This window comes from Luteibacter sp. ME-Dv--P-043b, from assembly GCF_030209605.1.
Classification (GTDB): Bacteria; Pseudomonadota; Gammaproteobacteria; order Xanthomonadales; family Rhodanobacteraceae; genus Luteibacter.
Genome location: NZ_JARVRT010000030.1, coordinates 29,874 through 41,310, shown reverse-complemented (window position 1 = coordinate 41,310; position 11,437 = coordinate 29,874). Strand labels below are relative to the sequence as shown.

Genomic DNA, 11,437 nt, shown 5'->3' with positions numbered 1-11,437 from the left:
CGCGGCAGCAGCCATTCGGCGGAGCGATGGGCCGCTACGCGGTGCCGCGTCGCCAGTTGCGCGCCGTAGGCTTCCAGTTGTTCGGTATTGAAGAGCTCGGCCCGGAGGGCCGGCTCACGCTCGGAGCCCGCGGCAACCCGGGTCCGCTTGCGCCGGAAGAGGTCTATAGACCCGCCATGAACATCGCGACGCTAAGCATGAGCCACTCCCGGCGCGGATGATCCACACCTGACCCCCGAGAGTAGTCCTTTCCGCGTGCAGGGCGAATGATCCGGGTGAAACCCGGTCAGGCCTGTGCCCGGGTCAGCACGATCGCGTTCTGCCGTTTACTCACCGCCACGGCGATCCGCCAGAAGTAGAACACCCCGATGGCCGCCTCGTAGCTGGAACCCACGATCCAGCAGGTGGGCAGGAACCCGGCATCGCCGACGTGGCCCAGGGTCATCAGGTACACCGTGGGGATACTCAGACCCCACATGAACACGAACCGGGTGATGAACAGGAAGCGGGTGATGCCGAAGGCCTCGAGCACCGCCTGCCCGGTCATCGAGAAGGCGAAGGCGAGCGAATAGGTCCACAACACCCGTGAGGTGGCGACCGAGGCCTGCCTGATCGCCTCGGGCTTGTCGGCCAGACCGAACGGATTCAGCAGCACGTCCGGGGTCACGATCTGGAAGAAGGACATCACCGCCACGTACGCCAGTTCGATGCCCAGCGTCACCGCGATGATCCGCGGCACCTGGTGGAACTCGTCCTTGCCCAGCGCATTGCCGCACAGCACGCTGCAGCCGATGCCCAGGCCCAGCAGCGGGATCACGCCCAGGTAGCTGACCGTCAGGTTGACGTTGTTGGCGGCCAGCGCGATGGCGCCCAGCCCGGCGATGATCCAGATGAAGGCGGCGTTGCCGAAATTGCCGATGCCCGCCGTCACACCCAGCGCCACACCCTTGCGCAGCCGCGGCGCCACCTCGGCCAGGGGAACGCCGCGCGTGCGCACCAGCCCGCGCAGGATCGACCAGACCTGCCGAGGCACATATGGCAGGTAGCAGGCGGTGATCGCCAGCGTGCCGCACAAGGTGCCCAGCGCCGAGCCGCGCATGCCCATCTCCGGCAGGCCGAAGCGGCCGAAGACCAGGCCGATGGTCATCACGATGCCGACCACCTGGCCGAGCAGCCCCGCCACCAGCGTGATGCGCGTCTTGCCGATGCCGTTGAAATACGACGACAGCGCCATGTTGAAGGTCATGCCGGCACCGAAATACGCCGACCAGTAGAGGAACTGCGACTCCAGGTGCGTGATGGCCGGGGGGCGCTGGCTCAGCGACGGGATCATCGCCATCAGCGGCGCCAGCAGCAGCAAGGCGACGGCGAACAGGATGCCGACGACGATGCCCACGGCCGCCTGGTAGGCCGCGGCGTCGTGGCCGGACCGGCCGAAGGCCTGGGCCACGCAGGAGCGCGAGAAGCCCACCACCGCGGCGAAGAAACCGATGATGGCCATGGCCGTATAGACCGCCGGGCCGGACGCGGCCAGGGTCTCGCTGGAATACCGTGCCAGGCACACCCGGTCCACCAGCATCATGATCAGGTTGCCGACCATCGAGCCCATCAGGGGCAGCGACACGCCCAGGATGCGCCGGGCGATCTCGAGGTTGGACTCGCGCGCCGCCGGGATCACGGGGCAGCCCCCGGCGGCGTGCGCAGCCTGATCCGTACCGGCAGCGAACTGGGAGCCATGAAGAAATTGAGCACCTCCCGCACCGGTGGCGCCTTCGTGTCCAGCTCCAGCTCGAAGTTGCGCAGGATCATGGAGACGACCATGGTGATCTCGGTGAGCGCAAGAAAACGACCCGGGCACAGCCGCGGTCCGCTGCCGAACGGAAACAGCTTGCGCGCCGGGTCCCGCTCGCGCGGCGGGCGCTGCTCGAAGATCCAGCGCTCCGGCGAGAACGCGGCCGGATCGGGAAACTGCTCTTCGTCCAGTCCCTCCCCCGCCGTCGCCACCACGATGGCGGTGTTCTTCGGGATCAGCGTGTCCGCGACCACGCAATCGATGTTGCTGGTGACCCCGACATACGGCGCCACCGAGCGCAGGCGCTGCGCCTCGCTGAAGGTGGCCTCCAGGTAGTCGAAGCGCTTCATCAGCTCCCAGTCGCGGATGAGCGTGTCCTCGCCGAGCACCGCGTCCACCTCCGCCGTGAGCGCCGCGGCCGCCGCAGGATGCTGGGCCAGCAGGTGGAGCATCCAGGCGATGGAGTTGGCGGTGGTGTCCTCGCCGCCGATGACGCTGAGCACCGCGTTGTCCATCAGCTCTTCGTCGGTGAAGCCGGACGCCGGGTCTTCCGCTGCGGCGATCATCGCTTCCAGCATGTTGCCGGGTTTCTCGTGCAGCTGGCGCTGCTGCGCCATGCGCGCGCGGGCGTCGCGGACGAAGCCCTGCACGGATGCCGCGATCTGCGCCGACGCGCGGTCGGCGGCGCGATCCACCGGCAACCGGACATGGCGCCAGTACGGGAACGCCGCCGTGGTGCGCTGGCCAAGCCGCTGGAAGATGGCATCGATGCTCCGCTGCAGCGGGCCGCCTTCGTCGTTGACCGCATCGATGTCGTGGCCCATCGCGATGCCCACGATCACGTCCAGCGCCATGGCCTTCAGGTCCCGGCGCAAGTCGACCGGCAGGCCCTGGGCGAGCCGGTGCTTCCAGCGGTCCATCATGCGTTCGGTCATGAAGCGCATGGTCGGGAAGAAGTTGCGGATCACCTCCGCGCTCAACCCGCTCATCACCAGCTTGCGCTGCTTGCGCCAGGCATCCCCCTCGGCGGTGATCACGCCGCGGATGTCCAGCTCCTGCATGATCGTCTTCAGGCTGCCGCTGCGCCGGAACACCTCGGGCCGTTCCTTGAGCACCGCCTGCACCGTGGGCGCGTCGGAGACGATGACGATGGGGTTGCCGAACACCTCCAGGCGGAACATCGGGCCGAACTCGCGCACCCAGGCGGTGAACTTCTGGTGCATCTGCCGCCCGCTGAGTTGCAGCGCGTTGCCCACCCAGGGCTGGCCCTTCGGGCCCGGCAGGTCCTGGATGCCGCGCGAGTACTTCAGGGCGGGTGTGTCGTTCATGGCGGTCCTGGAGGCGTTCACTGGTTGGCGGCCGGGCGGGCGACGGGTGCGGAAACGTGGCCGATCCGGCCGGCGATCTCGCGCGCCAGGCGGTCGAGCAGCGGCGGCCGCACCATCGACAGGTGGGTGCCGCCGATACGGACGATGTCGAGCGAGGAGCCGAGCAGGTCACGCCAGCCCAGGCTCACCTCCTCGCCGTCGCCGCGCCCGGCGGCGAAGAAGGTCACCGGCAGCCCGGCGGCGACCGGCGCGCGATAGGTGTCCGCGGCGCGTGCCGAGGCCCCGTAGAGCGCCACCGTCCGCCGTACCTGCGCGGTGTCCAGGTGGTCCGGCAGCAAGGCTTCGCGACGGCACACGTCGATCATGCCGGTAAGGTCGTCACGCGCTGCCAGTGCCATCAACTCGTCGAACGCGGGATGCCGACGCGGATCGTCCACGGCAGCCGGCAGGTCGAGCATCCAGTTCAGCAGGCCTCGGCAGGCCTCGGAGCGTACCGGGTGCTCCGCGAGCAGACGGGCGCGCATGGCGGGGCTCCCGGTGTCGAGCAGACCGACGAAACGCACGCGCTCGCCGGCCTGGACCAGGCGATGGGCCATGTCGTAGGCGATCATGCCGCCCAGCGACCACCCAGCCAGCTGGTAGGGACCCGTCGGCTGCACCTGGCGGATGGCGTCCACATAGGCGTCAGCCATGCCGGCAATGGTGTCCAGAGGGGTTTCGCCTTCCCCCAGCCCGGTGGCCGCAAGGCCGAATACCGGCTGGTCCGAATCCAGTTGACGGGCCAGGTCGAACGCATACTGCACGCCGCCACCGATCGGATGGACCAGGAACAGCGGTGTCGACGTGCCCTCCGCGCGGATCGGCACCAGGTTGGGATGGCGTCCGCCGGCGTGGCTGGCGTCGACGAAGGCGGCCAGCCCGCCCAGGGTCGAGTGGGCGAACAGGTCGCGCAACTCGATGCCGGCGATCTGTCGCTTGCGCAACTGCGACACCAGCTGGGTGGCCAGCAGCGAGTGGCCGCCCAGTTCGAAGAAGTCGTCCATCGCGCCGATCTTCTCCACCTTCAGCACATCGGCCCATACCGCGGCGATACGCTGCTCGGTCGGCGTGCGCGGTGCGACGTGCGCCGCTTCGTCCTGCACCATCTCCGGCGCCGGCAGGGCCTTGCGATCGACCTTGCCGTTGGCGGTCAGCGGCATCGCCGCCAGCGTGACGAAATACTCCGGCACCATGTAGTCGGGTAGCGTGCGCAACAAGGTCGCGCGCAGCGACGCCGCGTCCGGCAGGGTCGCCTCGTCGTGGGCCACCAGGTAGGCCACCAGCCGCGGTACGCCGCGTTCGTCGGCACGCGCGAGGACCACCACGTCGCGTACCGCGTCGATGGCTGCGAGCGTCGCCTCGATTTCCCCGAGTTCGATGCGCAGGCCGCGGATCTTGACCTGGTGGTCGCTGCGCCCGAGGTAGTCGATGGTGCCGTCGGGCAGGTAGCGCGCCAGGTCGCCGGAGAGGTACATGCGCGCACCGGGGCTGGCACTGAACGGATTGGGGATGAAGGTCTGCGCGGTCAGTTCCGGCCGGTTGACGTAGCCGCGCGCCAGGCCGACGCCCGCGATGTACAGGTGCCCGACCACACCCACCGGCACCGGCTCCAGCGCGTCGTCCAGGATGTGGATCTGGATGTTGGCGATCGGCAGGCCGATGGGCACGCAGTTGAGCGGACTGTCCTTGCGGCAGGCCCAGTAGGTGACGTCCACCGAGGCTTCGGTGGGTCCGTAAAGGTTATGCAGCGCCACGTGCTGCCAGGTGGCGAAGAAACGCTGCTGCAGTTCCAGCGGCAAGGCCTGGCCGCTGCACATCACCTGGCGCAGCGAGCGGCCGCTGCCCGGCTCCACCTCGTTGAGGAACACGTCCAGCATCGGCGGGACGAAGTGCGCCGTGGTGATCCCTTCCGCATCGATGATGCCGGCCAGGTAGGCCACGTCCTGGTGGCCGCCGGGACGGGCCACGACCAGGGTCGCCCCTTCCAGCAACGGCCAGAAGAACTCCCATACCGAGACATCGAAGCTGAAGGGGGTTTTCTGCAGCACGCGATCGGCGGCGGTCAGCGGATAGGCCTCCTGCATCCATTGCAGGCGATTGACGATGCCGCGATGGTCGATCGCCACCCCCTTCGGCTTGCCGGTGGAACCGGAGGTGTAGATCACGTAGGCCAGGTGTCCCGGCTGCGTGCGGTGATCCAGGTCGCCGTCCGCGTTTCCCTCCCACGGGGCATCGTCGACATCCAGGCAGAGCACCGGCAGGCCGGCCACCGGGGGTACCGCGTCGCGGTGCTGCCGCTGGGTGAGGATCGCCTTCGGCGCGGCATCGTCCACGATCGTGGCCAGGCGATCCGACGGATACGTGGGGTCCAGCGGCACATAGGCGCCACCGGCCTTGAGGATCGCGTACAGCCCGACGATCATCTCGATCGACCGTTCGGTGCACAGGCCGACCAGGGTGTCGGCCCCCACGCCCAGGCCACGCAGGTGCCGGGCCAGGCGATTGGCGCGGGCGTTGAGTTCCGCATAGGTGAGCGCGACGCCCGCATACACCACCGCGACCTGCTCAGGCGTGCGCGCCACCTGCGCCTCGAACAACTGCTGCAGGGTATGCGATGCCGGTCCGACGCGCGGATAGACCTTCGCCGTATCGTTGAAGCCGTAGAGCAACCGCTTCCGTTCCGCCGGCGCGATCATCGGAAGGTCGCCCAGCGCGCGGGTGGGTTCGTCCACGATGGCCTGCAACAGGTTGCCGAAATGCACGCCCATGCGCTCGATGGTGCCGGCGTCGAACAGGTCGGTGTTGTACTCGAAGCTGCCATGCAGGCCGGACGGGCCTTCCGTGAGCGTGAGCGTGATGTCGAACTTGGCCGTGACCACCTCGTGCGGCACCAGCTCCAGCTGCAAGCCGGGCAGCGCCAGGTTCATCGGCGAGTTCTGCAGCACCAGCATCACCTGGAACAGGGGCGTGTAGCTGGTGTGCCGTTCGGGCTGCACCGCGCCCACCAGTTGTTCGAACTGCACGTCCTGGTGTGCATAGGCATCCAGCGTGGTGGTGCGCACCTGCTTCAGCAGGTCGGTGAAGCCGGCCGACAGGTCCACCTGCGTGCGCAGCACCAGCGTGTTGACGAAGAAACCGATCAGGTCCTCGATCTCGCTGCGGTTGCGGTTGGCGATCGGCGTGCCGATGCAGATGTCGCTCTGCCCGGCATAGCGGGCCAGCAGCACGTTGAACGCCGCGCACAAGGTCATGAACAGCGTGCTCTGCGACTTCCGGCTGAGTGCGTTCAGCTGCGCGCTCAGCCCTGTCGGCAGCGCGTAGGCGAGCGCGGCGCCGTCCTGCCCCTGCCGGGCCGGGCGCGGACGGTCGGTGGGCAGGGTCAGCAGCGTGGGCGCGCCGGCCAGCTGACGCTTCCAGTAATCCAGCTGACGATCCAGCACCTCCCCGCTCAGCCACTGGCGCTGCCAGCGGGCGAAGTCCACGTAGCGCATGGGCAGCTCGGGCAGCGACACCGGTGCGCCGGTGCTGTGCGCGGCGTACAGCATGCCCAGCTCGCGCACCACGATGCCCATCGACCAGCCGTCGGAGACGATGTGGTGCATGGTCAGCAGCAGCAGATGTTCGTGCTCGCCCAGACGCAGCAGGCGGCTGCGGACCAGGGGGCCGGTCTGCAGGTCGAACGGCGTGCGTGCCTCGTCCAGCATCAGCCAGCGGGTCTTGACGTCGCGTTCCTTCGGCGACAGCTGGCGCAGGTCGTGGCGCACGAAGTCCAGCGTCACGTCGTTGGCGATGCGCTGCACGGGCGAGCCGTCGATGCTTTCGAAGCGCGCGCGCAGCGCATCGTGGCGGGCCACCACATCGTCGAGCGCCGCCTGCAGCGAGCGATCGTCGAGACTGCCCTTCAGGCGCACCGCGGCCGGGATGTTGTAGGTCGGGCTATGGCCTTCCAGCTGGTCCAGGAACCACAGGCGCTGCTGGGCGAACGACAGCGGAAACGCCTCGCTCTCGTCTGCCCCGCCAGCGTGGCCGTTCGTGTCGACGGCGGCATCCGTCGTGGCCGGCGGCGCGGACGTCGCTGCCGGCATCGGGGCGATGCCGCGCATCCGTGCGAGCAGCGCGGTCACGGTCGGTGCTTCCAGCAGCGTGCTTACCGGCACGTCTACGCCGAACTCGTCACGAATCCGTGCCGCCAGCTGGGTGCCCAGCAGCGAGTGGCCGCCCAGTTCGAAGAAGTCGTCGTCCTCAGCCACCGACGGACGACCCAGCAGGTCGCACCAGATCCGCGTCATGGTCGCCATGTCGTCGTCTTCGCGGACGGGACCGACGTGGTCCGTTGCGGCAGGCACCGCCGTCGCGGCGTGCATCGTCGTCACGCCCGGTGCATCCGGCGCATCCGGGTAGCGGACGTCGGTCCAGCAACGCTCGCGCGCGAACGGATAGGTCGGCAGGCTGATCCGGCGTGGACGTGCCTGGCCGTGCGCATACAGGGCGTTCCAGTCGAAGGAGAAGCCCTTGACCCACAGGTCCAGCAGTTTGCCGAACTTGCCCTTGGCCACCCAGGCCTGCACGGCCACCTGCATGTCCTCGTCGTCGGCCAGCATCGCGAAGGCGTTGCGCCGTGCCTGGCCGCGGTAGGCCTCGGCACCGTCGGCATCGCCTTCGACGAATGCCGCCAGCTTCACGCGCAGTTCGTCCAGCGATTCGACCAGCCAGGCCAGTCGTTCTTCCATCGCCTCGCGGCCGACCTGCAGCGTGTACCCGATATCGGCCAGCGTCGCCTCCGCTTCGATGCGTTCGGGCGCGAGCGCCGCCAGCAGCCGCCGCGCACGCGCATGCAGGCGCTCCGGATCGCGTGCGGAAAGCACGATCATCGCCGGGCCGTCGATGGCCCGCGCGGCCTCGGGCGGGGCGATGTATTCCTCGATCACCAGGTGCGCATTGGCACCGCCGGCACCGAAGGACGAGACACCCGCCCGGCGCGGCAGTTCGTGCGGCCGGCCGTCGATCTCCTGCGTCGGACGCGTCCACGGGCCCAGCGCCTGCTGGACGAAGAACGGCGTGTCGGCGAAGCGGATGTTCGGGTTGAGGCTGGCGGCGTGCAGGCTGGGCACCAGCGTGCGGTGCTTCATCTGCATCAGCACCTTGCTGATCGCGACAAAACCGCTGGCACTCTCGCTATGGCCGATGTTCGACTTGGCCGAGCCGATCGCGCAGAACTGCCGGTCCGCCGTCCACTGGCGGAACGCCTTCGACAGGCCGGCGATCTCGATGGGATCGCCCAGGCTGCTGCCGGTGCCCTGCGCTTCCACGTAACCGATCGAACGGGCGTCCACACCGGCGCGCCGCAGCGCATCGGCCACCAGTTGCGCCTGCAGGGCCGGGCTGGGCACCAGGTAGCTGTTGGTCTTGCCGCCGGCGTTGATCGCGCTGCCCTTGATGACGCCATAGACGTGGTCGCCGTCGGCCACGGCGCGGTGCAGCGGCTTGAGCACCAGCGCGCCCACCGCTTCGGCATCGACGAAGCCGTCGCCGTCGGCGGCGAACGACTTGCACTTGTCGTCGGCGGCCAACATGGTCATCGACGCCAGGTCGATCAGCTGGGTCGGGGCCACGATCAGGTTCACGCCGCCGGCGATAGCCACCTCGCTGTCACCGCTACGCAGGCTCTCGATCGCCAGGTGCACGGCGGTCAGGGACGACGAGCAGGCCGTGTCCACCGCCATGCTCGGGCCCTGGAAGTTGCACAGGTGCGAGATACGGTTGGCGATCGACCAGAACCGCGCGCCGGTGGCGTAGTGCTCGTTGGTCACCCCGACGAACACGCCGATCTTCCGGTTGGTGTGCAGGTTCGCGGCGGTGTAGCCGGCATCCTCGATGCTGGCATGCACCTCCTGCATGAACAGCCGCTCCTGCGGGCTCATCAACCGCGCCTCGCGCGGCGCGATGTTGAAGAACAGCCGGTCGAAGCGATCCACGCCGTCGATGAGGCCGGCCCAGCGCGTATAGGTCTTGCCCGGCACGCCCTTCGCGGCATCGAAGAAACGCGCATGGTCCCAGCGTTCCGGCGGCACTTCGGTGACGCAGTTGCGACCCGCGACCAGGTTCTCCCAGAACCCGTGCACGTCGTCGGCCGCGGGATAGCGGCCGGACAGGCCGACGATCGCCACGTCGAAGGGCGCCACGGGGGCCGGCGCGTGCACGGGGGTGGCTGCGGCGCCCTGCACGACCGGTGCCGTGGGCGTCGTCGTGGCGGGAGCCGTCGGTATCGAGGTTCCGAACGGTTGTTCGACCGCCTGCGCCGCGGCGGATACGGGCACCGGGGCAGGTGCAGGTGCCGCAGCCGATGCGGGTGCGACCGCTCCCGCGAGCCCGGTCCAGCGCAGCAGCCCGTCCGGATCGGTCTGCAGGAAATGCTCGACCAGGCTGTCGATGTCGCGGTGCTCGAAGAACAGCGTGGTGCCGATGTGTTCGGCGCCGAAGGCCTCGCGCAGCGCGTTGGTCAGTTCCATGACCAGGATCGAATCGATGCCGTACTCGTCGAAGCCGATGTTCTCGCCGATGGCATCCAGCGGCAGGGACAGCCCCTTCGCGATCAGCTTCCTCAGCTGCAGGACGCTCCGTTCGCGAAGCAGGCGCGAGGGGCCAGTGGATGCGGTGACGCCGGTGGTGTCGTTCATGTCGTGAAGGGTCCGGTCGGTGGGCGTGTCACGTGTCGGTGGAATATCCAGAAGGCGCAGGCTGAGCCGGGTCAGGCGCACGCAAACCGCGCCGGTCGGGTCGCACAGGTCGATGTCGAGGTACTGCACGGGTCCGTCGCGGCCCGCCGGATCGCTGTAGCGGACGAAGGCCCACATCCGGGACGTGCACGGCGCCAGCACATCCAGGGCGTCCAGCGCGAACGGCAGCGCGAGCGCCACGTCATCGTCGTTGTCGCCCGTGCCCAGGTGCAGGCCGAGCGCGGCCTGCAAGGCCGCGTCGAGCAAGCTGGGATGCAGCACGTAGTCGTCCAGCGTGGACGCCACGGATACCGGCAGCGAGATCTTCGCCAGCACCCGGCCGTCGCCGATGAACAGCTCGTCCAGGCCACGGAAGCCGGGTCCGTAGTGCAGCCCCTTGCGCGCGAAGACGGCCTGGCATCGAGCCGCGTCGGCGTGGGCCAGCGCGCAGTCCCGGCGCAGCGTGTCCAGGTCGTGTCGCACGGTGGCCACCGGCGCTTCCGCGGGTGCCGCGCTGCCCTGGCTGTACACCGTGGCGTCGTCGCCGGCATGGATCGTGTAGTCGTCGCGTCCGCTTCGATCGGTGGACCAGGCGACATGCACGGTCACGCCGTTCGCGTCGGCGACCAGCGGCCGCGCCCAGACGATCTTGCGCAGGCCGCGCACCTCGCGCCCCAGCGCCTGGCGGGCGGCAGCCAGCGCCATCTCCATGTGCACGACACCGGGCAGCACGCGCGCGCCGTTGACCTGGTGGTCGGCCAGCACGAAGGTGTCGCCGGCCAGGCGCGTGCCGATCCGCCGCGGCGCGCCGTCCGTGGTGTCTGTGGCCTCCGTTGCATCGCGATGCGTCGCGGATGGGCGATGCAGGCCCACCCAGCGTGCCATCGCGGACGGCTCGGTCGCGATGAAGTGGTCGGCCAGCGCATCGATGCTCGGATGCTCGAAGAACAGCGTGGTGGTCACCGCCTCGCCGATGCCCAGTGCCTCGAGCGTGTCCCGCAATACATGGGTCAGTTCCAGCACCAGGATGGAGTCCATGCCGTAACGGTCCAGTCCTATGTCGGTCTCGATACTGCCCGCCGGCATCTTCAGGCTGGCCGCGACCAGCTTGCGCAGGGCGGCCCTGCACTTGTCCGCCAGTGCGACGTCGGCGTGCATGGTTTGGCCAGCGGCAACGGGCGTGTCGGCGGCCACGACCAGCGGTGGAACCGTACCGGTCACGCTCGCCGTGGCGACAGCGGCGGGCACGGCTAAGCGTGGCACCTGCCGTTGCCGGGTGATCCCATCACTGCGCGCCACGATCACCTGCTGGCCCAGCGCGTGGCTGTCCTGCGCGGGGAACGCCACCGGGGCATAGCCTTCCTCGGCGAGGACCCTCGCCCAGCCCGCGGGCGACAGGCTGGGACAGCCGGGTATACGCAGGGCCTCGTCCTCGTACAGCCACCAGCCGTCCAGCAGGCCGAAGGTGAGATGCGCCCACAGCTCGCAGCTGCTGAGCTCGTTCAACGCCAGCAGGCCGTGCGGACGCAGCAGCGCTTTCGCGTTGCGCAGGCTTTCGCGGA

4 protein-coding genes (1 of these 4 running past the window's edge) are annotated in these 11,437 nt (G+C 69.0%); 1 reads left to right on the top strand and 3 read right to left on the bottom strand.

Going from position 1 to position 11,437, the window contains the following annotated elements; translation table 11 throughout:
• The first annotated feature begins 26 nt into the window (after positions 1 to 26).
• The gene (locus tag QRN34_RS15135) at positions 27 to 221 is read left to right on the top strand and encodes a hypothetical protein (RefSeq protein ID WP_285405694.1); all 195 of its coding nucleotides are present in this window, start codon (positions 27 to 29) and stop codon (positions 219 to 221) included.
• Positions 222 to 286: 65 nt separating this feature from the next.
• Here QRN34_RS15135 and QRN34_RS15130 read toward each other — a convergent pair whose 3' ends face one another.
• The 3 genes in view from QRN34_RS15130 to QRN34_RS15120 are tightly spaced (at most 17 nt apart) and all read right to left on the bottom strand, a layout consistent with a single transcriptional unit that may run on beyond the window.
• A complete protein-coding gene (locus QRN34_RS15130; protein WP_285405692.1) occupies positions 287 to 1,678 on the bottom strand; it encodes an MATE family efflux transporter in 1,392 nt (463 codons plus the stop codon).
• Positions 1,675 to 3,120: a cytochrome P450 gene (locus QRN34_RS15125; protein ID WP_285405690.1), complete on the bottom strand. Its 1,446-nt coding sequence runs from the start codon at positions 3,118 to 3,120 to the stop codon at positions 1,675 to 1,677. The genes QRN34_RS15130 and QRN34_RS15125 overlap by 4 nt, the downstream gene beginning before the upstream one ends.
• Before the next feature lie 17 nt (positions 3,121 to 3,137).
• On the bottom strand, positions 3,138 to 11,437 hold the 3' end of the coding sequence (locus tag QRN34_RS15120) for a non-ribosomal peptide synthetase (RefSeq protein ID WP_285405688.1). The gene runs 24,589 nt beyond the window's last position; only the last 8,300 of its 32,889 coding nucleotides appear in the window; its start codon lies off the right edge, out of view; its stop codon occupies positions 3,138 to 3,140.

Bases quoted from the DNA above. Each gene is read 5' to 3' on its own strand.
- QRN34_RS15135 (WP_285405694.1), top strand. From the start codon at position 27: ATGGGCCGCTACGCGGTGCCGCGTCGCCAGTTGCGCGCCGTAGGCTTC.
- QRN34_RS15125 (WP_285405690.1), bottom strand. From the start codon at position 3,120: ATGAACGACACACCCGCCCTGAAGTACTCGCGCGGCATCCAGGACCTG.